Below are 20,232 nucleotides of genomic sequence, written 5' to 3' on the forward strand. Positions count from 1 at the left end.
AAGCCCGTGGAGGTTACCGTGCCGCAGATCGTGCAAGAGACCATTGATCGAGTCCGCATTCTGACAATCGAAAACGAGCCAAAGCGCAATGCGATAACGCACGCCATGGCACAGCAACTCCTTGACGCCCTGCGCGCCGCGGAATCCGATCCCCTGGTGCGAATTGTCGTGATTACCGGCGCCGGGAAGCTCGCGTTCAGCAGCGGCCACGATCTCAGTGAGCCGCTCGGAGATCCGGACCGGGAAAGCGAGCTCGCATTCGGTTTTCCGAGAACGATGCGAAAGCCCGTCATTGCCGCAATCACCGGCCACTGCCATGCCGCAGGCCTGATGCTCGCCGTGGCATGCGACATGCGGATAGCCGACGAATCCGCCCGCATTGGCTCTCCAGGTGCCAAGTTGGGTGGGATGCCGATGGGCGGGCAGCTCCAATGCCTTCCTGAATACATGTCGCCCGGACGAGCCAAGCTGTTCATGATGACGGCCATGATTCTGGATGGACGGACGGCCAGTGAATGGGGACTGGTCGATATTGTTACTTCCGAGATGACCGCGCTGGAGCACGCCCTGAAGCTTGCGCACGCCATAGCTGCCAACTCGCCGGCCGTCGTCGCGGCGATCAAGGCAGGCGTGGCGCATTGGTCAAACGTCTCACCTGCGCAGCTCGCGAGCTGGGAAAAGACGGAGTCGCAGCGCGTCAAAGAGGTCGGAGACTGGGAAGAAGGTGTGAAAGCATTCCTCGGAAAACGACCCCCCGTTTTCACCGATCTGGGCGTCGAGAGATAGACGTGGCGAGAACACCCGTGTTTCTTTGCCTGCCTTTCGACTTCCGCCTTTGGACGATGCATAACGAGTCTCACTCGCAACGCGCAAAGTATGAATGCGAGCGGCGGGGCGGCAGTTGGCAACACCAACTGATGAGTTGATGGAGCGTCCTCTCCGGGTCGAGCAAAGCCACGGCACTCGCAAGAGTGAAAGGTCCGCTTTCGGACAAGGAGCCAGAGTCCGCTCCTGGCGCTACGCCGCCTCGAGGCGTCCACCCGTGGCTACCGACAGGGTTGGGTGGACTGCGGACGTTTCCCGGCCCCCAGCCTGAAATGCAGCGCGGCGTAGTGCAAATGCCTTTGGACATTCAGCCGATTCGATCAATCGCTCCCTGCTGCCTTCGCCGCATCTGCACTACATGACCACCAGAACGGCTACCGAACTGTTGGAGAGCACCTCGGAGGTCTGGCTGCCCAGCAAAAGGCGACGGAGCCCGCGTCGGCCGTGTGAGGCCATGACAATGAGGCTGCAGTGACGGCTATTGGCGACTTCTACGATTGCCTCGGCCGGGTGAGCCTGGGGAATATGAACGGTCTCGGCGTCGACGCCGAGACGATCTGCAGCAGTTCTGGCATCAGCCAGTGTTTTCTCAGCCGCTTGTGTCTGACTCGCCTCATACTCCACCGTCTCCATCGGTGGCGGCGCCCACCCGGCGCCGGCCGTGGCGGCGCCGGCATAGATCGGAAGCGGCTCTGTTACGGTGATAATGATGACCTTGGCTCCCACGCTCTTGGCTAGGTTCAGGCCATGATTCACGCCCTTCTGGGCAAATTCCGATCCGTCTGTCGGTATGAGAATTAGCTTGTACATTGTCCGACCTGCTCCCTTCGTTCCCACAGTTATAGGTTAGGTCTGAGCGGGTTTTGGTGCTCCCGGAACAGCGGGCGGGTTGATTTGACGCAAACGCGAACTCTCTCACCTGGAGTACAATTCACCAGTCGCTCCTTCGTTCGGAGGTCGCCATGAAGACGACAATCCAACACGCGCCGGAATCCTGTAGGTCCGACCCGCCCACCTTCACGATCGAGACAGATGAGGACTACGCCCTCGCGATCCACCGCATCAAGGCGCTCTCGGTCCAGGATGGAAGCAGTCACCGGGAGTTGATGGCACTCAAGAACGCGATCCACGTCTGGGAGACAAACAATCCGGGTATCAGACGGGACCTATAGGCGGACGCCGAGAACGCCCACCCCGTTCCATTCGGCGGGAGCGACTGCAGCGCCAACGCCGTCTCCCGGCAAGCTGCGCTCGTCGGCTCGGGCGGAATGTCCCCATAGCCCATAGGGTGGTCGAGAGCGGAACTCTGGTCAGCAGACTCGTAGCGTCTTGTGTGGATGGCTCCCGCGTTGCAAGGGGTCTGTGACGGTTTGGCGTGATGGTCGGGTGCAGTCTTGTGTCCGGCCTGTTCGCGCGGTCATTGACCGCTGGCCCTGATGGTTTCCGTGGATAAGGTCCCATTCTGCTTTGCGGGCTTTTATGCCCTCGACGTTAGGCGGGTTGTCCTCATCCCCAGTCTGACCGGTGCGCCATCATCACAGGGTCCTCGCAACCTCCTTCGCGCGTGTAGCGCGCTGATTTGCCACTGATCCTCAGCTGCTGCCACGCTGGGCGCTGGCATGCGATAAATCTCGCCCCGAACCATGATGGCCCAGATCGCCCGCGCTGCCCGGTTCGCCAGGGCGACGGTGACGAGCCGTATCGGCTTGCGGGTGAGTAGCGCGTTCACGCGAGGATCCGCTGCATCGGGGTGGTGCTTGTTGCGTCTGACCAGCGACGTCATGCCCGTGACCAGAAGGCGCCGCAGGTATTGATCGCCCATTTTGGAGATGCGGCCGAGGCGCTCCTTGCCGCCGCTGGAGTTGTTGAGCGGCGTCAGTCCCAGCCAGGCCGCGAACTGGCGCCCGGAGCGGAACTGGGTCGGATCGGTGACAGTGGCCGCCAGCGCGCTCGCTCCGAGCAGGCCCACGCCGGGGACGGTGGCAATGCGCCGCGCGAGATCGTTCGATCGGTACCAGACCAGCAAGTCTCGTTCGAGCTGGCGGATGCGGTTCTGAACTTCGATCGCTTGCTCGGCCAAGGCGCTGATCACCTTGGCGGCGAGATCGAGAACCTCATGCGCGCCACCGGCCACAGCGCGTCGCACAAAGGCCAGGGCGTGGGTGATGCCCTTCGGGATATCGATGCCGAACTCGGCCAGGAGCCCCCGGATCATGTTGATGAGTTGCGTACGCTGACGAACGAGGAGGTCGCGGGTCCGATGAAGGGCCAGCGCGGCCTGCTGCTCGACAGACTTGACCGGGACGAAGCGCATGGTCCGGCGCGTGAGCGCCTCGCAGATCGCCTCCGCATCAGCGGCGTCGGTCTTGCCTCGCTTCACGTATGGCTTGACGTAGGCCGGCGGCATCAATCGCACAGTATGCCCCAGAGAGGTCAGTTCGCGCGCCCAGTGATGGCTCGTGCCGCAGGCCTCCATGCCGACCAGGCAGGGAGAAAGCCTGCGGAAGAAGGGTATGACCTGAGCTCGCCTCAGTGCTCGACGAGCGAGGACCTCTCCTGTTCCGCTGATAGCGTGCACCTGGAAGACATTCTTGGCCAAGTCGATGCCGACAGTCGTGATCTCCATCGTGGTCGCTCCAAGCTCGTGCTGCGTGACAGCACCACTGTGGCGCTGCACGCCGGGAGCGGGAGCCATCCACCCCATCTGCTTTTGGGCAATGCGCCAATGTCCGCAAATGGCGCATTTCGTCCGAACGAGCGATGGGTGGTGTGACCCTCCGGCGACGTTCGGGACGTCTGCTAGTGGGCACGGCCTGGCGGCCTTCCGCGAGCCAGGAAGGGCGGTCGTGAGCGGGTAAGCGTTAGCTTCTATCCACTAGACGCCGGACCAATCTCTAGTAGCGTCATTAGTTGCGAACCTTGCCCCGAAAAGAGGAGTCCGCCATGCGTCTCCAAGCGTTTGCTCTCGCATCTTTGGCTATCTTCGCATCGCCTACGGACGCCAGGCAGAGCGGCGCGAAGGGCGATAGCGTTCGCGAGGCGTGTCGCGAGGAAGCCCGCAAGGCCACCAAGCCAGGACACACAGCTCGGGTCGATCGGGAGCAAATCAAGGAAATGCGCCGCGAGTACAGGCGCAATTGCATCCGTAGATCCAAGGCAAGCTAACCATCCGATGATACAATTGGACGAGCGCACTGCGCCAATCCGTAAGGTCGTAGATGCGGAAGCCTACACGCACATTCAGATCGTCTGCTGCGAGGCTGTGCTGAAACCGGTTCACGATCTGCCTGAGTGGGCTCGTGAAAAGTCGCTTGTGAAGCTCGCCGGCTCGTTCCGATGCTCGCGCTGCGGTAAGCTTGCCTCACCCGGCCGCGTTGCCTTCTGGAAACACGGCCGCAAGCGCCTGGCGGTGTAAAGGGCGAGCGCTGGGAAAGTTTCCTGCGAGCCGGCGTTTTCCGCGCGTGGTGGGGTTTATGCTGTGTGCGCGCGAATCACGCATCAGCGCCCATGGGAATCCCAAGAAGTCCACGGCTCCTAGCGTGCGAGATCGAGCTCTCGGGCGCATGGCCGAACAGGGACAGGTTGAAAAGGCGAGCTCCCCTCACACCTTCACACTCATCTTTGGAATCAATTCCCCCCTCACAGTCTTACGGGTTCCAACTGTGAGGACTGTGAGGGGATGCACCTAACAGTTCGCAATTCGACAAGGCCGGTCACGACTAGTCCTCGTAGTAGTGCCGGTGATTACGCCGGCCGCGATCGGTCCGGAGTATTTCCGCGAGGTGTTTGAAGTGGTCAACGCCGCAGCCGGTGGCCCGCCGGACTGGGTCAGGATGGCGGACATCATGCGCCGTCACGGTCTCACGCCGGAAGCGCCCCAAACATAGAGGCCGGTGAGCCAATAGGCCTGGAAGGGCCAATTAAGATCACGAGCCGGCACGTTCATGACCAAGTTTGGCTGGGAGCCCGGAAACGGGCCTTCTCAACGTCTCAGATGGTCCAACCGGGTCACCAGAGATCGATCGTCGAATGTCTCAGATGGGGTCGGAAGCGGACCAGCCCTAGCTGAATCGACCTCGGAACGCTGTGACCGGTCACGATCTCGGGATGCTTCCTTCAGCGACATGTTTGTGGCGTGAAAGAACCGCACGGAGCCGTCACCGGCATTCGTGACAACAATTACATCCTAGTCTGGCACGTAGGCGATACCCTGCGGTTCCCTTAGTCCGCCAATGCGGTTCAGGATACTCTCGGCTTTGAGGTCGACGATGTCGAAGCTGTCATTCCCAAGTTCGGCAACGAGCAAGCGCTGCCCAGCGATGTCGACGGCCACATGGCCGATCCTGCCGGAGACACCATCGAGTGGTATCGTGCGATCAAGAATCAGTGGCACTTCTGCGCCGGCCGTGACCACCGATCCAACGAGCAATCCGATCAGCACGATGACCGGCAGCGTCGCGAGGGCGCGCATGGGATCCTCCCGGCTATTTGAGACGTTCACCCCACCTGCAGGTCTCGCGGTGCGACAATTAGTTGTTCACGGAGGAGCACCCGGCAGATTCCAATCTGCGAAGGCACGCTTGAGCAGCGCCTGACCAGTGCGGGCCAGTTCCATCGTCAAGATGTAGCGGGTTTCGCTCGTGCGCCGGACCGGCACGTCGATCCATTGCCCTTGCAATATGGCGTTCGTGATATTCCGAAGCGACTGCGGATCAGCCGCGGGGATGAAGAGAAACGCCATTGGTCTGCCTGCGGCCGACCATGTCCATCGGCTCCCCCGAGCGATCTCCGGTCCGGCGAATGCGGGGCACGCCGAGCTCGGCCTCGCCTTCGCCCCTGAACCTGATCTCGAGCGTCACGCCCTCGCCCCCTGGCGAGATCGCCAGGCTCAAGGCAATCGGACGGCCGTCGATGGCGAGTTGCCCAACGATCCGGGAGATCTTGTCGGTTGCGCCCAGCATGGCCGGATCTGCAGCCCAGGTGACCGAACCGATCCGCACCGTCGGTTGCCCGATATCGTCGGTATTGTCCTCGATCATCCCGCCCCGCACCGTTGCCCCCAGTGCAGCCTGCCTTGTCCTTGCAGGGCCTGGGGCGCCGTCGTCGGCCCGATGCGGCGGATAGAGGCCGTCCAGGTACAGCGGGAAGCGCTGCACGAAACGGCTCTGCCCGAACAGCATGGGGGCCGCGTCACGGGGCAGACCGGGCGCAAACAGCCACTTTACCGCCTGTGAACGGGGCGTATCGGGCTGCAGGAAGGGAGCGAAGGCGTCGCAGCAGATCGTCAGCCCGCCGTGGCCAGCCACGCCATACACAGCCCGAGCTCGAAGGAAGGTCACGCTTCAAGTTGGCGCCCTGGCCGTCCTTGTCAAGCATCCGATCCCCGGCGACATGACGGCGCTGCGGCTCTGCATAGTTCGGGGCTCGTCCGCGAAATGAAGATGCTTAGCGAATTGGTGGACTAAGAGTGAACCATGCCTGGTGGATCGAATTGCGCTGAATCACTTTGCCGGGCATTCATCTCTCGGCGACATCTTGCCCGCCATGAGCAACTATCGCCAATGCAGAGCCTTCCTGATGCACGCGTTCCTTACACTTGAGGATGACTGCCCAGAAGACGATCGGCTGCGGCGTGCTATCGAGCTTCTGCTAGAGGCGGTGGCCCTCACCGAACGAGCCGCACGGCCTACGAACGTTGTGCGGCTTCCGACTCGACCGAGCGTCTCGATTGCATTGCGCCCTCGAACTCCGGGAGCCTGACGGAGGTTTGCCGCCTCCGGCTAGCCGGTTGGGGTCTTTGGTGCGGCGGCGGGAGTCGAACCCGCCCGATGAATGCGCGATGCAAGCCAAATTTGGATCGGTCGCCCGACGCCGCGTCAGATCGTTCATGAGCTGGAGCGAGATGATGGGGCCAGCCTGGATGCTTCGGCATCGGCTCGATAACTCCCGCTCTCCTCATCCGCGTGGTTGAAGGCCGTTTTCCAAGACAGTCCGTGCGGCCATGAACACCTCCCGCTTCACCGCTAGGCTGCCCTGCTGCTGCTCCAGAAGCAGGAGCGCGGTTTCGTAGATCTCGCGAATGTCATCCGGTTCCAGCACACCTTTTTGTACAAGACATCGCAACAGACCCGCCATTGTCGACGTCGAAATGAGATTTCCGGCGGATGCCGCGTCTGACGGATGGAGAGACATGCCGCTGCTCATTGCGCCGCTGGCTGCGGCGGGTCGGGCACGTCATGGCCGTTGGCAGAATACGCGCTGATCTTGTTGCGCAGCGTGCGGATGGCGATGCCGAGCATGTTCGCCGCATGGGTGCGGTTGCCCCCTGTCTCCCGCAGCGTCGCCAAAATCAGGTCACGCTCGACGTCGGCAACAGGCAGGCCGACGAGCTGCTCCACGACGGCGTGATCCAGGTCTAGGTCGGGCATGGTCACGGTCCTCTCCGAGCCCCCAGCTCTGATGGACGACGACAAGGGGGCGCCCTCAAGGTTAAGAATTGGTGAATTCGAGCAGGGGTGGCGGAACTGTCGACCGCGCTGCTGCGGGCCTGAGGGGCATTAGTTCCCGACGCTTTCTCAACTCGCGCAGCAGGGCATTCTGCGCCCGCCCCCCGTCCGGTCATCGGCCTCGGCGTGGCGCTCCGAAGGACTTCAACCTGTGGCGCAGCGAGGCGCGCCATTGACCTCCTCGCTCAATTCCACGAGCATTCTCACTCGAGGCCTACCGCGCCGGTTTCTCCTCCCCGGCCCGCGCGTGACTGGCCGGGCGGTTGTTAGTAGATGGTCGCCCGGCCTCCTTCCGCCCCGGAAGGGTCCGTTTCTGCAAAAGCGCCCACCCGCGGTCCCTCGCGTAAGCGTTCCTGCTCGCGGGGCAATTCGAAGCAGACGAGGAACGCCACGAAGGTGAGCAGCATCGAGACTCCGGCCCATCCAGGTCAGTAGCTTCTTGTGGCACGACGGGCGTTTTCAGCTCCTGCACGCTCGTGGATCTCTCGACCCGACGCGCCAGATTGCGCTTTGACGAGGGCATCGCCGGCACGGAAGCGATGAGCAGGACTTCAGATCATGCTTCCCGATATCGGCTGGGTCGCGGCCTCGGCTTGCGGCTGGTCGAAGAATATCCTCGAGTTCGTGCTGCATCCGGAGCCGGCTCTACCGACGCGCCTTTGGGATTCGCGGACTCTAGCTCACGCTTCGACGCGCCCATGACTGGTGAGGCGCAAGCCGGGTGCAACCCTACTGTCGAATATTCCACTCGCCATGTTGGATAATCCACAATGTGGACTAATCGGGGCAGCCCAGCGCCAGCAGCGGACTTCAGATGGCTACCAACAAGCGGACATTCAAAATCGCATGTCCAGACATGCCGGGCTCGGTAGTTGATGGCCGCACGGGATTATCCCCAGGCGGCCCCTCAACTGCTGTTATACCGCAGCACTCTCGGGCCTCTTTCAGAACGGCGGCAGCGTCTTCCAGGCGTCACCCATCCATTTCTCGTAGGTCTGGCCAATCTTGCCGTTGAGGATGTTCACGAACAGGAATGTGTTGACCCACCGCTGGAAATCGAAATCGCCGCGTCGAACGCCCATCGCATAGACGTTGTCCGTCAGCTTGACCTTCTGCTCGAAGCCCTTTTCTGGGTACCGTTTCTTCAGTTCCGCGGCGAGGTAGGACACGGTTCCGGCGGCGTCGACCTGACCGGCGACGAGCGCGTTGAGATTGGCGCTATCGTCGGCGAACTGGACAAGCTGCATTCCGGGGATATTCGCCTGGGCCAGGATGTTTGCATAAGCCGAGCCGCGGGAGACGCCGACGCGCTTGCCGGCGAGATCGGCGAGATTCGTGACCTTGAGCTCCGGCGGTCCGATCACCATCGACTGGTGCATGCCGTAGGGCGACGTAAAGAGGACTGACTTTGCCCGTTCGGGGGTGATCTGCAGCGTGGCTGCTATCACATCGGCCTTGCCGGTCAGCAGCGTCGGAATCCGGTTCTCGTTGGTGACCGAGACGATTTCCAGTTGCACGCCGAGGTCCTTGGCCAACATCTTCGCGATGTCGACGTCGTAGCCGTCCGGCTCCATCTTGGCATCGGTCGTTCCGAACGGAGGAGATGCGATGTTGACGCCGACGAGAATTCTTCCCCGCTTCAGCACGGCGTCCAGCGTCTGAGAATTGACGGCAACCGGTCCCATTGCGAGCAACAGCAGCGCAGCGGCCGAGCTACGCGCAAATCTCCCAAAGACGTTCAACATTGGATCGGCTCCCCTTTTGCTATGGATGGGCATGTCGATGCTCCAACCATTCGGACAGCAGCGTGAATGGCAGGCACATCACGAAATAAGCGGCCGCCACCACGCTGAATGCGAGTAGCGGCTGGAAGGTGGCGTTGCTCACGATTTGCCCGGCGCGAGTCAGCTCGACGAAGCCGACAAGCGCGGCGAGCGAGGTGTTCTTGATGAGCTGGACTGTGAACCCGCATGTCGGCGCCAGCGCCATCCTTAGCGCCTGCGGGAAGATCACGAGACGGAATCTGAGCCAGCGGTTCAGCCCAAGCGCAGTCGCCCCTCCCACTGTCCGGAGCCGACTGCGCGGATGGCGCCACGCCAGATCGTCGAGAAATAGGCGCCAGCGTAGAGCGTCAACGCGAGCGCGCTGGACAGCAGGGCACCGAGTTCGAGGCCTATGGCGCTCAGCCCGAAATAGGCGAGCAACAGCAGTATCAGCAGCGGCGTTCCCTGGACGAATTGTACGAAGATCGTGACGCCGTTGCGCGCCACCGAGTGACGCGCAAGTCCGACCGCCGTCAGCAGGGCGCCGAATACAACTCCACCCGCCAGTGCGCACGTGGCGAGCAGAACAGTCCAGCGGGCCGCCAGAACGATGTAGACCATTTCATTGGGGCCGAAGCTGCGCATGATCAGGCCCAGTTCGTGCTTCGGAACAGAGGGCGGCCCAGAGCCCATAGCAGCAAACGCTGCAGATAATTCAGCGCGAGATAGAACGCTGCGGCGAGCGCGAAGGCTTCGATGCTACGGAACGTGTCCGAGTTGATGTCGGAGGCCGCAGCCGTGAGTTCCTGTGTGCCGATGGCCGAAGTGATGCCCGTCGAGAGCATCAGCAGGACGTTCTGGCTGACGAGGGCCGGGTAGATGCGCGCCAGCGCCGGCGGCAGCACGACAAAGGCCAGCGTTTGCCAAGGCCGGAGCGCCAGGCTCTTGGCCGCTTCAATCTGCCCAACCGGGGTAGCTGCAAGACCGGCGCGGATGATTTCGCAGGTGTACGCGGCGTTGTTCAGCACCAGGGTGAGAGCCGCGGCCGCCACCGGCGACAGCCGTATTCCGATCGAAGGCAAGCCGAGGAAGACGACAAAGAGCTGGACGAGCAGCGGGGTGTTGCGGAAAATCTCGACATAGGCCCGCGAGAGCCAGCGCAGCGGCCAAGCATCCGCCCGGCGCGCCAAGGCAAGCAACAGGCCGAGCCCAGTGCCCATCACCACGCCGATGGCCGTCAGGAGAAGGGTGAGCGTCAGTCCCTCCAGTAGGAGCGGCCAGCGCTGTAGGACCGGTCCGAAAGTGAGGATATAGCCGGTCATGATCTGCGGTTCACATCAGGGGACGCGGCGTCATCATCGGCCCGGCCGCCCCGAGACTGTCCGGATGGCACAGTCCCATCGTCGCGGCACTGTACCACCAGGTGTTGTCGGCCCAGCGGACGATCATGCATTCCGTGCTCAGCTTGATGTGCTGCCCTTCCATCGAGTGACCCAGCGCGATATGGGCGATGGCCTCGGGCAGGCCGGCGGCGAGGCAGATATGAGCGCCGTAGACGGAATGGCGCAGCGACGGATAGCCGGTCCGGTCCGGTCTCGCCTGCCAGCGCTCCAGATTGGCTGGGTCGCATTCCCAGCACTTACCGATATCATGGCAGAGCGCGCCGGCCAGCACGATGTCGCGGTCGACTTCGACATGCGGGAAAGTGCGGCGGAACTCGTCGACGGTATTGACGGCAAGCCGTGCCACGCCGCGCAGATGCAGCTCCTGGCTGCCGGCCTTCAGCACAAAGTGGTTGGGGGCGCCTTCGCCGGGAATGTCGGAGATCCGTGCGAACGACGAGTCGCGAAGGGACAACGCCCACGCCTGAATGACCTTTTCGCGCAGCTCGTCATTGACGATGCCGGCGATCTCCGGGAGGTCTTCGAGGATGGTGGCGCGCACCGCCGAAGGAACATCGCTGAGTACAGATGCGGGTAGGCTGGGCACGGGAACCTCGATCCGGTTGATCGCTCGATCCGTCACCCTAGTCGCGCGGCTTCGCTGGATTCCAATCGAAAATGCCGTTAGCTTGATCAAGAAACCTGATCGCTTCCGGCATGTTAAATCTGAAGCTCATCGAAGCTTTCTATTGGGTAGCGAAGCTGCGCAATTTCCATGCCGCTGCAGAACGGATGCGGCTTGCCCAGCCGACCGTGACGTATCGCGTCAAGGAGCTGGAACGACAGCTCGGCCGTTCGTTGCTGTCCCGGAGCAGCCAGCCGATACGCATGACGCCCCAGGGCCAGGCATTCTTTGTCAACGCCGAGCGCCTGCTGACGCTGGCGCAAGAGATGCAGCACCAGATGCGGGCGGGCCAATCGGCGACCGGCCTCCTGCGGCTCGGCGTTATGGACGCATTCGCCGCCGTCTGCCTGCCCGAGTTGCTACGCGATCTCGCAGAACGGCATCCTGATCTCGACGTGTCAGTCGTCGTCGACCTGAGCCATACGTTGACACTCAAGCTCGAGGCCGGGGAACTTGACGTAGCGGTGGTTTCGAGCCCGCCTATCCTACCCGACCTACGCTATGATAGACTCGGTGGACAAGCGGTCGGTTGGGTCAGCGCCCCAGCCGCGGCAGAGACGATACGCGAACCGTCGGATATCACTCAGCAGCGGATCTTTATCACTCCACCCCCTTCCAATCTCGGAACGATCACCGCTGAATGGTTCAGGGAGTACGGTCTGGAGCCACCGTCCTTCAGCATGTGCAACAGCATGTCCGCGATAGTGCGATTGGTCACCGCAGGCGCAGGAATTGGCATCATGCCGCTGAAACTCGTTGACGATGCGTTGGCCACCGGTCGGCTCTGCCACCTAAACCACCTCCCGCCGGTGAAGTCGCAGGACATCTTCATCGCCTTGCCGCGGGGCGTGCTCGACTTGGCTGTGCCAGTCACAACCGACGCCATTAGAGCCGTTGCTCGCAATCACGCATTCAGCGACTGACCGCTGCCCTGATGCCCTCGCCGGAGCTGTGCCCCAACGTCTAAGACCAGCCGATCCGGATCCCATATGCGTCGCGGGTTGAAACGATCGTGGCCGTGCCGGACCGGCCGCGATGCGCCATTTGCAGACACTGGATGGTTGCCGAGAAGCGGACGTTGGGCTTACGGCCTGTCTCAGCTGCTATTGGGTCGACAAAGCCGCTTTCTCGGGACACTAAGCGCCTCCCGTTTCGGGAGCATCAATGTCAGCAATGCGGATCGCCTTGCCGTCCCGATGGAACGTGCCGCTATCGACGCAGTTGAGGCGGTCCGCGCTGTGGCTTTTCCGGAACGTTGTCGAGATCACGTTCGGATCTGGGGCTATCCCGCTATTCCGCCGTAAACGTTCTTCGCCTTCGCGAACCTACCAGCGTGCGAAAGCACGCGTTTCCAGATCCGCGGCTGACTGGGAACGTTCAGTACTTAACGCCTTCTATTCAAGCCCTTAGCCCAATGAACAAAGGCGCTCTCTTAATTCACTTCGGCCTTCGCCGCGCTGACGCATAGGTAACCGTACGCGTCGCGAATCTTATGCTTTCTGGCGAAGAATAATGGGATCTCATCGCTACTCTGCGGGCCGAAAACACTCGTCATTTCAAAATGTTGGCTGCAAGCATGTAGTTTATCCCCAAAACCTACCGATACATACAAGATGTCGTGTCCACAGGGTTTGCGGCGCACTAATACTCGACGAAACGACCCAGTCGGATGCATAATGATTCTGTCGCGCAAAGAACTCGTCCGAACAGTTCGGACTTGATGCGGCGGAAAGGAGGTAGTGGATGATCTGGCCGTTTAAGTTCGACCTGCGAATGAAAAAGACCGGAAACGCATTTAGCATGCGTTTCGCGGCCCATTTCTTCATGCTTTGACGAAGACGGTGCTGGGCGGCGGCCACCGCCCAGCACCACCATCATCATGACTCTTCGTTGCGAAACTAGCAACAAGGTCATTTTGGTCTCGGACCCAGCGCAGGCGTGGAGCGGGAGCCAAACCTAGATCAACGGATGAAAACGACGCGATTGAACGGCAAAGCGCAGTCGCAATTGAAGCGTGTACGCTGCCAAGCTTGAGCGATGCCGGAGTCTAGACGTAACCGAGGAACTCGCCGTGCGGCGTCCGGTGAACCCGCCAGTTGTTCGCTCCTGCGGGCGGTGAGCGTTGGTCGCAGATCGTGAGAACTAATTGCTTCTTGGCTCGCGAAATGCCGACGAAGTCGGTCGAACGTTCTTCGTCTTGGTTACCCCAAAAGGACTGCTTCTCGACGCCAAGTACGAAAACCGTTTCGAATTCGAGGCCTTTGCTCTTGTGGATCGACATGATCCGCACCGCACGGTCGCCGGAGAACGACGCGAGCGCGTCGGCTGCCGAGGCGCCGGTCTCGAGGAGGCTGTGGGCACGGTCGATCGTATCGGCAATCAACTGGTCCAAGCGGTTCCCATGAGCATAGTCGCTCGACATGGCGACGATGCTGTCGCGTCCGACGGCCATGACGATCCTCAAGGTCCCCTTACTTGCGAGGTCTACCTTTCCTGACGCGATGTGTTCGCGCGCCTGTCCAACGAAACAGTTCCATCGCGAGCGGAGTCGACACTCCCCCTCCTCATCGAAATCGCGATCAAAAACGACAAGATCGAGGAGACGCCGATGGGCGGCGGGCTGTGGTGCGCCACTCGCAATAGGAAGGAAGTCGACGATGAGCCGCGCGACAGGCGCGGAAGCGAGATCCTGGGCGGCCAGGTCGAGTATGACGCGCTGATGCTCGACTTCCTGATCTCGATGCACTGGCTGGCCGAGGTCGACGCAGCGGAGCCGGGCGCGGTCGGGGCTGCTGGCTCTGCGATGTGGCGGGGCTCCGCCGGTAATTAGTAGGACACCGGGCGGCTGCCAGTTCGCCTCGGCCAACCTCGCCAATATCGGTGCTGTCGAAACGAAAAAGGCCCGGCTTGCGCCGGGCCTTCCTTGGAGGGGTAGAGAGAGGCCTGGACGATCAGAAGTCCATGCCGCCCATGCCGCCGCCGCCCGGCATAGCCGGCATGGCGTCCTTCTTCGGCAGCTCGGCGATCATCGCCTCGGTGGTGATCAGCAGGCCGGCGATCGAAGCCGCGTCCTGGATCGCCGTGCGCACGACCTTGGTCGGGTCGATGATGCCCATCTTGACCAGATCGCCGTACTCGCCGGTCTGGGCGTTGTAGCCGTAGGCGTAGTCCTTCGACTCGAGCAGCTTGCCGACCACGACAGCGCCGTCATCGCCGGCGTTGTCGACGATCTGCTTGGCAGGGGACATGATCGCCTTGCGGACGATCTCGACGCCGGTCTTCTGGTCGTCATTGGCGGTCTTGATCGCCTTGACGGTCGACAGGGCGCGCAGGAGCGCGACGCCGCCACCCGGCAGGACGCCTTCTTCGACCGCAGCGCGGGTCGCGTTCAGGGCATCGTCGACGCGGTCCTTCTTCTCCTTGACCTCGACCTCGGTCGCGCCGCCGACGCGGATCACCGCGACGCCGCCGGCGAGCTTGGCCAGACGCTCCTGGAGCTTCTCGCGGTCGTAGTCAGACGAGGTCTCCTCGATCTGCGCCTTGATCTGCGCAACGCGGCCCTCGATGTCCTTCTTCTGGCCGGCGCCGTCGATGATCGTGGTGTTCTCCTTCTCGATACGCACCTTCTTGGCGCGGCCGAGCATGTTGAGCGTCACGGTCTCGAGCTTGATGCCGAGGTCTTCCGAGATCAGCTGACCGGCGGTCAGGATCGAGATGTCCTCGAGCATGGCCTTGCGGCGATCGCCGAAGCCCGGAGCCTTGACGGCCGCGACCTTCAGGCCGCCACGGAGCTTGTTGACGACGAGGGTGGCGAGAGCCTCACCTTCCACGTCCTCGGCGATGATCAGCAGCGGCTTGCCGGTCTGAACGACGGCCTCGAGGATCGGCAGCATCGCCTGGAGCGACGACAGCTTCTTCTCGAAAACGAGGATGTAGGGGTCCTCGAGCTCGGCAACCATCTTCTCGGCATTGGTGATGAAGTAGGGCGAGAGATAGCCACGGTCGAACTGCATGCCTTCGACGACATCAAGCTCGGTCTCGGCGGTCTTGGCCTCCTCGACGGTGATGACACCCTCGTTGCCGACCTTCTGCATCGCGGTGGCGATCATCTTGCCGACCGACTCGTCGCCGTTGGCCGAGATGGTGCCGACCTGCGCGACTTCCGCGTTCGAGGTGACCTTCTTCGAGTTCTTCTTCAGGTCCGTGACGATGGCTTCGACCGCGAGGTCGATGCCGCGCTTCAGGTCCATCGGGTTCATGCCGGCGGCAACCGACTTCAGGCCTTCGCGCATGATCGCGGCGGCCAGAACGGTGGCCGTGGTGGTGCCGTCGCCGGCGTGGTCGTTCTGCTTCGAAGCGACTTCGCGCACCATCTGGGCGCCCATGTTCTCGAACTTGTCGGCGAGCTCGATCTCCTTGGCGACGGTGACGCCGTCCTTGGTGATGCGGGGAGCGCCGAACGACTTGTCGATCACGACGTTGCGGCCCTTGGGACCGAGCGTGACCTTGACGGCGTTGTTGAGGATTTCGACGCCGCGCAGCATCCGGTCGCGCGCGTCGGTGGAGAACTTGACGTCTTTAGCAGCCATGCGAGCTACTCCTTAATGAAAACGGGAAATGGAGGTCGCGTGGCGTTCAGCCGACGACGCCCATGATGTCGGATTCCTTCATGATCAGGAGATCCTGGCCATCGATCTTGACCTCGGTGCCCGACCACTTGCCGAAGAGGACGCGATCGCCCTTCTTGACGTCCAGGGTAACGAGCTTGCCGGCTTCGTCGCGGGCGCCAGGGCCGACGGCGACGACTTCACCCTCTTGGGGCTTTTCCTTGGCGGTTTCGGGGATGATGATGCCACCCTTGGTCTTCTCTTCGCCATCAAGGCGACGGACCACGACGCGGTCATGCAGCGGACGGAACTTCATGGTTCTGTCTTCCTATAGGTAGGATTTCGGTGCGAGCGTCATTCAACGGGCTCGCAAGGGGTACCCGTTAGCAGTTTCGATCTATGAGTGCCAACTGATGGCGGGAGCTAGGCGCGCGGCCGCCGCGAGAGTCAAGGAGCCCTCCCGCTATGAGTTCGATCTAGAAGCCGGGCGGCACTCGGCGACATCGGAAAACGGTAGAGATGCTCGTCAAGAGCCACCGGCTCCGAAACATGCGAACGGCGGCGTGGCGGCAATACCGCAAGGCGACGTGGCACCGCTCTCGCGATTAACGGGCCGATGCGGCGGCACTAGCAGCGTCTGCAATTGGTGGCACAATCGATCAGCGCCCTGGGAACTTCTCGACTGAGGTCGATCTCGTCGGAAGTGAGCGCCGTTGAATGCTCGTGATCTGCCCTCAAACTTAAGGGAGTGATCGAAAGTTAGGCGCCGGTGCTGCTCATTTTTGCAGCGGCTCGCTTGACCCGGATGCTTGGTATACCAAAAGTATCCCACATGGAGATGACCGTACATTCCTCGGGCCAAGCGCTCCCTGATGAATCGCTCGCAGTGCGCGCGATGCACGAGATCAGGCGCATGATATTTGCCGGCGAGCTGCCGGGCGGCACAGTGGTCCAGGACCGCAAGCTTGCCGAACAGCTCGGGCTCTCACGAACACCGGTTCGCGAGGCGCTCGGCCGCCTTGCGGGAGAAGGCTATCTGCGCCGCGACAAGCGAATACTCACCGTCCAGAGCGTTTCGTTCGAGGATGTGATGGAGATTCTCGCGACGCGCCGCCTCATCGAAGGCGAGACCGCGCGGCTTGCAGCGGGCCACATGGCGCCATCGCGGCTGGTCGAATTGCGTGCCGCCATCGAGGGGATGATCGACCCGCGCGAGGTATCTCACGATCGCCATTGGACCGTCGATGACCTCGTCCATCTGTCGATTGCAGAGGCAAGTGGCAACCGGATGATGGCTCGGCTCGTCAAGGACCTCCGTGAGCGCACCCGCATGTTCGGACTGGCTCGCATACCTCGCCGTTTCGCCCCGGGGAAAGATGAGCATCTCGCAATCGTCGCAGCCTTGGAACAAGGCGATGGCGATGCGGCTGCCCGGGCGATGACGGTCCATCTCGACAATACGCGCCAGGGAATCCTCGACCTGCTCGCCGGCACGCTGGCGTACGACCCACCGGCGGGCACACGCGGCGACCGAAAGAACCAAGGATCGACGTCATGAGCGGACGTATGCTTTTCCTGCAGAATGGCCCAAGGCAGGAGTCGGTGGCAAAGTTGCCCGAACGCTTTGAGGCCTGGGGCCTCGACGTCGACGCTCGTTGGGTTTTCAACGGTGACTTCCCCGAAACCTTGGACGGATATGACGGCATATTCCTCTCCGGAAGTCCCCACGGTGCGTACGAGGACATTCCATTCATCAATCGCGAGCACGATCTGATCCGGGAGGCCGATGCCCTCGGCATCCCCATGCTCGGCGTCTGTTTCGGCAGCCAAATCCTCGCCTCGGCACTCTGCGGGCGCGATCAGGTGTTCCGCCGATCGTTCTGCGAAGTCGGCAACAAGTGGCTCGACGTTAAGCCGGAAGCGAAAACCGACGCCATCGCCGATGAGATCGGCGAGCGGGTCTACATGTTCGTCTGGCACAACGACGAGGTGCGCGCCGACCACCCAGACATGCGGATCTTGGCGTCCAGCGACCTCTGCCCCAATCAGATCTGGCGTTTTCGGGATCGCAAAGTCTGGGGCATCCAGGGCCATCCCGAGATCACGAAGGCGCAGGCGCAGCTCTGGTTCGAGCAGAGTCGCGCCACGATGGAACGCGACGGTGCCGATATCCAGGATCTGAAGGCAACCGCCGACGAGGCCCTGCCGGCCAAGACCATGCTTAGCAAATTCGCCGCACTTTGCGGCGCAACCGCCGCCTAAACCGCCCTTCGGCAAAGAGGAGAGGGTTATGAAAAAGCTCATCGTCGCGGCCACAGCATTGGCGCTGTTCGCCCCGGGGTTCGCCAGCGCCAAGGAGATGACCTTTTCTTCCTGGGGCGGTGCCTATCAGGAGGCAATCCGCAAGGCTTGGATTCAACCGTTTACCAAAGAGAGCGGCATCAAGGTCGAAGAGGATACCGGGCCGGAGACCGCCAAGATCAAGGCAATGGTCGAAACCAAATCCGTCAGCTGGGACATCGTCACTGCCGGCGGTGGCGGGCTGATGCGCGGCGTCCGCCAGGGGCTGTTCGAAAAAATCACGCCCGACATGGTCAATACGGATCACATCATCGAAGGCGCGCGCAATGACTATGGTGTCGCTTCGGAGATTTTTTCTACGCTCATTGGCTTCTCGACCAAGGCCTTCCCGGCAGGCGCAGCGCAGCCCAAGAGTTTCGCAGACTTCTGGGACACGGCAAAGTTCCCGGGCAAGCGAACCCTTCCCGACAAGCCCGAGACGGTCATCGAGGCGGCGTTGCTCGCCGACGGCGTCCCGATGGCGGATGTCTACAAGACACTTTCGACTGAGGCCGGCCTCAAGCGTGCGCTCGACAAGATCCGCGCGTTGAAGCCCCACGTCGCAGTCTGGTGGGCAAGCGGCGCGCAGCCGGTCCAGGCGCTTGGATCGGGCGAGGTTGTCATGGCTCTGGGCTGGAACGGCCGCTTCCAATCCGGCATCGAGTCCAAGCTGCCGATCGCCATGGCCTGGGAGCAGCAGATCCCTCAGGTCGGTTTCTTCATGATCCCGAAGGGCGCTCCCAACAAGGCCGAGGCCGTCGCCTTTCTGAACTACATCGCCAAGCCGGAGAACAACGCCCGCCTGTCTGAATACGTCGCTTATGGGCCGACCACTGAAAAGGCTTGGGCCTCTATTCCCGCTGCACGGGCCGAGAACCTTCCTTCCACGCCGGAGCGGCTGAAGAACGCGCTGTTCCTCGACATCGAGTGGTGGGCGGACAACGGCGCGAAGGTGACCGAGGCCTACACTGCCATGTTGAAGGAATGACGATGTCGATTGCCTCCCCCTGGTTCCCGCGCGAGGACTATCTCGCGCGGGTCGAGAAAGTCCGCGCCGAGTTGGCGCGGACCGGGCGCGACGCCTTCGTGGCCTTCCTGCCCGAAACCGTGACCTACCTCACCGGCTTCTTCACGCGCGGATATTCGAGCTTCCAGTTCGCGGTAATCCCACTCGACGGCGACCCCGTTCTGTTCTGCCGGGATGTTGAGGAATATTATCTCGACGCGACCTGCGTGTTTCCGAAGCGGGTGATGTGGACGGATTCCGACGACCGTATTGCGGTCGCGGCACGTGCAATTACCGAGACGGTTGGCGCCCAGGCAAAACTCGCGGTCGAAATGCAGGCGTGGACGCTCAGTGTATCGCGTTACGACGCGTTGCGCGCGGCGCTGCCCGAAACCATCTGGAGCGACGCCTCACGATTCACCACGGCGATGCGCTTCATCAAGTCGCCCGCGGAGATCGCGTATCAGCGCGCGGCAGGTAAGGCGGCGGAGGTCGGCATGGCGGCGGGCATAGCCTCGTCCAAGGCCGGGGCGACTGAGCGCGAGATGGCTGCTGAGATCTGCGCGGCAATGATCCGCGCCGGCAGCGACCTGCCTGGACCAGGCGTGCTGTCGTCCGGCGAGCGCGCATATCACCTGCATGGCGGCTATTCCGATCGTGTGCTCGCTACCGGTGACATCGTCCAGCTAGAGACGACGCCGAATGTGCGCCACTACCATGCGCGCTTCATGCGCCCAATCAAGGTCGCCTCGGCAACTGACGAGGAGCACGCGATCGTTGCCAAACTGATCGCGATTCAGGACGCCGCCATCGCCGCCGTGAAGCCAGGCGTCGCCGCGACGGTGCCGGATTCGATTTATCGCGAGGGTGTACTCTCCGCTGGCCTGCGCGAAACCTATACCAACAAGACGTTCTACTCCGTGGGACTGATGCTGCAGCCCAATGGGGGCGAGCCGCTGGAGGCGGAGCCGACCGCGACCTGGCGCTTCGAGCCCGGCATGACCTTCCACACGTATGTGCTGGCGAAGGGCTTCGGCATGTCCGAGACCATCACCGTCACGGAGGAGGGTTGCGAGCGGTTGACCAACTTCCCGCGCCAGCTCTTCGTCGCTTGACCG

The 20,232-nt window shown here is 62.1% G+C and carries 22 protein-coding genes and 2 pseudogenes; 8 read left to right on the top strand and 16 right to left on the bottom strand.

Annotation, left to right across the window (positions count from 1 at the left end):
* The first annotated feature begins 18 nt into the window (after positions 1-18).
* Positions 19-786 carry an enoyl-CoA hydratase/isomerase family protein gene (locus BIWAKO_RS32540; protein ID WP_069883378.1) on the top strand — a complete coding sequence of 256 codons (768 nt, stop codon included), beginning with the start codon at positions 19-21 and terminating at the stop codon, positions 784-786.
* Positions 787-1,179: 393 nt separating this feature from the next.
* On the opposite strand, the gene BIWAKO_RS32545 is transcribed toward BIWAKO_RS32540, so the two are convergent.
* Positions 1,180-1,635 carry a universal stress protein gene (locus tag BIWAKO_RS32545; protein WP_069883127.1) on the bottom strand — a complete coding sequence of 152 codons (456 nt, stop codon included), beginning with the start codon at positions 1,633-1,635 and terminating at the stop codon, positions 1,180-1,182.
* Positions 1,636-1,787: 152 nt separating this feature from the next.
* Here BIWAKO_RS32545 and BIWAKO_RS32550 point away from each other — a divergent pair, with 152 nt between their 5' ends.
* Positions 1,788-1,997, top strand: coding sequence for a hypothetical protein (locus BIWAKO_RS32550; RefSeq protein WP_069883128.1), 210 nt, complete (start codon positions 1,788-1,790; stop codon positions 1,995-1,997).
* Between the two features lie 428 nt (positions 1,998-2,425).
* Here the strand turns inward: BIWAKO_RS32550 and BIWAKO_RS32555 are convergent.
* The 11 genes and pseudogenes from BIWAKO_RS32555 to BIWAKO_RS32610 form a co-directional block, all read right to left on the bottom strand.
* Positions 2,426-3,451 (bottom strand): annotated as a pseudogene (locus BIWAKO_RS32555) (IS110 family RNA-guided transposase); the annotation flags it as partial.
* Between the two features lie 1,560 nt (positions 3,452-5,011).
* Positions 5,012-5,296: a YncE family protein gene (locus BIWAKO_RS32570; RefSeq protein ID WP_069883132.1), complete on the bottom strand. Its 285-nt coding sequence runs from the start codon at positions 5,294-5,296 to the stop codon at positions 5,012-5,014.
* Positions 5,297-5,362: 66 nt separating this feature from the next.
* Positions 5,363-5,566: a hypothetical protein gene (locus tag BIWAKO_RS32575; protein WP_069883133.1), complete on the bottom strand. Its 204-nt coding sequence runs from the start codon at positions 5,564-5,566 to the stop codon at positions 5,363-5,365.
* The gene (locus BIWAKO_RS32580; protein ID WP_141740448.1) at positions 5,538-6,131 is read right to left on the bottom strand and encodes a hypothetical protein; all 594 of its coding nucleotides are present in this window, start codon (positions 6,129-6,131) and stop codon (positions 5,538-5,540) included. Before BIWAKO_RS32580 ends, BIWAKO_RS32575 begins: the two co-directional genes overlap by 29 nt.
* A 649-nt stretch (positions 6,132-6,780) precedes the next feature.
* Positions 6,781-7,017: a hypothetical protein gene (locus BIWAKO_RS32585; RefSeq protein ID WP_141740449.1), complete on the bottom strand. Its 237-nt coding sequence runs from the start codon at positions 7,015-7,017 to the stop codon at positions 6,781-6,783.
* Between the two features lie 8 nt (positions 7,018-7,025).
* Positions 7,026-7,226, bottom strand: a pseudogene (locus BIWAKO_RS32590) (helix-turn-helix domain-containing protein); the annotation flags it as partial.
* A 1,049-nt stretch (positions 7,227-8,275) separates the two neighbouring features.
* On the bottom strand, positions 8,276-9,076 hold the full coding sequence (locus BIWAKO_RS32595) for a transporter substrate-binding domain-containing protein (protein WP_069883137.1): 801 nt from the start codon (positions 9,074-9,076) through the stop codon (positions 8,276-8,278).
* Positions 9,077-9,095: 19 nt separating this feature from the next.
* Positions 9,096-9,395 carry an ABC transporter permease subunit gene (locus BIWAKO_RS36970; protein ID WP_371332350.1) on the bottom strand — a complete coding sequence of 100 codons (300 nt, stop codon included), beginning with the start codon at positions 9,393-9,395 and terminating at the stop codon, positions 9,096-9,098.
* Positions 9,368-9,739 carry an ABC transporter permease subunit gene (locus tag BIWAKO_RS36975; protein ID WP_244523718.1) on the bottom strand — a complete coding sequence of 124 codons (372 nt, stop codon included), beginning with the start codon at positions 9,737-9,739 and terminating at the stop codon, positions 9,368-9,370. The genes BIWAKO_RS36970 and BIWAKO_RS36975 overlap by 28 nt, the downstream gene beginning before the upstream one ends.
* Before the next feature lie 2 nt (positions 9,740-9,741).
* Positions 9,742-10,416: an amino acid ABC transporter permease gene (locus tag BIWAKO_RS32605; protein WP_069883138.1), complete on the bottom strand. Its 675-nt coding sequence runs from the start codon at positions 10,414-10,416 to the stop codon at positions 9,742-9,744.
* Positions 10,417-10,426: 10 nt separating this feature from the next.
* Positions 10,427-11,083 (bottom strand): HD domain-containing protein, encoded by a 657-nt coding sequence (locus tag BIWAKO_RS32610; RefSeq protein WP_244523719.1) that lies wholly within the window; start codon positions 11,081-11,083, stop codon positions 10,427-10,429.
* Between the two features lie 110 nt (positions 11,084-11,193).
* Between BIWAKO_RS32610 and BIWAKO_RS32615 the strand changes: the two genes are divergently transcribed.
* Positions 11,194-12,084: a LysR family transcriptional regulator gene (locus tag BIWAKO_RS32615; RefSeq protein WP_069883139.1), complete on the top strand. Its 891-nt coding sequence runs from the start codon at positions 11,194-11,196 to the stop codon at positions 12,082-12,084.
* Positions 12,085-12,802: 718 nt separating this feature from the next.
* Here the strand turns inward: BIWAKO_RS32615 and BIWAKO_RS35735 are convergent.
* Positions 12,803-13,075, bottom strand: coding sequence for a hypothetical protein (locus BIWAKO_RS35735; RefSeq protein WP_141740450.1), 273 nt, complete (start codon positions 13,073-13,075; stop codon positions 12,803-12,805).
* A 133-nt stretch (positions 13,076-13,208) separates the two neighbouring features.
* The gene (locus BIWAKO_RS36450) at positions 13,209-13,613 is read right to left on the bottom strand and encodes a 3'-5' exonuclease (protein ID WP_069883140.1); all 405 of its coding nucleotides are present in this window, start codon (positions 13,611-13,613) and stop codon (positions 13,209-13,211) included.
* 51 nt (positions 13,614-13,664) lie between these two features.
* Here BIWAKO_RS36450 and BIWAKO_RS36455 point away from each other — a divergent pair, with 51 nt between their 5' ends.
* Positions 13,665-13,991 carry a hypothetical protein gene (locus BIWAKO_RS36455; protein ID WP_069883141.1) on the top strand — a complete coding sequence of 109 codons (327 nt, stop codon included), beginning with the start codon at positions 13,665-13,667 and terminating at the stop codon, positions 13,989-13,991.
* A 121-nt stretch (positions 13,992-14,112) separates the two neighbouring features.
* Here the strand turns inward: BIWAKO_RS36455 and groL are convergent, their stop codons facing one another.
* A complete protein-coding gene (gene groL / locus BIWAKO_RS32630) occupies positions 14,113-15,750 on the bottom strand; it encodes a chaperonin GroEL (RefSeq protein ID WP_069883142.1) in 1,638 nt (545 codons plus the stop codon).
* Positions 15,751-15,796: 46 nt separating this feature from the next.
* A complete protein-coding gene (gene groES, locus BIWAKO_RS32635) occupies positions 15,797-16,084 on the bottom strand; it encodes a co-chaperone GroES (protein WP_069883143.1) in 288 nt (95 codons plus the stop codon).
* A 516-nt stretch (positions 16,085-16,600) separates the two neighbouring features.
* Between groES and BIWAKO_RS32640 the strand changes: the two genes are divergently transcribed.
* Genes BIWAKO_RS32640 through BIWAKO_RS32655 form a run of 4 tightly spaced genes read left to right on the top strand, consistent with a single transcriptional unit; the run spans position 16,601 to position 20,229 of the window.
* Entirely contained in the window at positions 16,601-17,326 is a 726-nt protein-coding gene (locus BIWAKO_RS32640) for a GntR family transcriptional regulator (RefSeq protein WP_069883144.1), read from the top strand.
* Positions 17,323-18,030, top strand: coding sequence for a type 1 glutamine amidotransferase (locus BIWAKO_RS32645; protein ID WP_069883145.1), 708 nt, complete (start codon positions 17,323-17,325; stop codon positions 18,028-18,030). The genes BIWAKO_RS32640 and BIWAKO_RS32645 overlap by 4 nt, the downstream gene beginning before the upstream one ends.
* 28 nt (positions 18,031-18,058) lie before the next feature.
* Entirely contained in the window at positions 18,059-19,096 is a 1,038-nt protein-coding gene (locus BIWAKO_RS32650; RefSeq protein ID WP_069883146.1) for an ABC transporter substrate-binding protein, read from the top strand.
* A gap of 2 nt (positions 19,097-19,098) precedes the next feature.
* Positions 19,099-20,229, top strand: a complete 1,131-nt coding sequence (locus BIWAKO_RS32655; RefSeq protein ID WP_069883147.1) for a M24 family metallopeptidase — start codon at positions 19,099-19,101, stop codon at positions 20,227-20,229.
* Positions 20,230-20,232 lie beyond the last annotated feature (3 nt).

Origin of the sequence: Bosea sp. BIWAKO-01 (genome assembly GCF_001748145.1) — a bacterium.
In the GTDB taxonomy this organism is placed as follows: Bacteria; Pseudomonadota; Alphaproteobacteria; order Rhizobiales; family Beijerinckiaceae; genus Allobosea.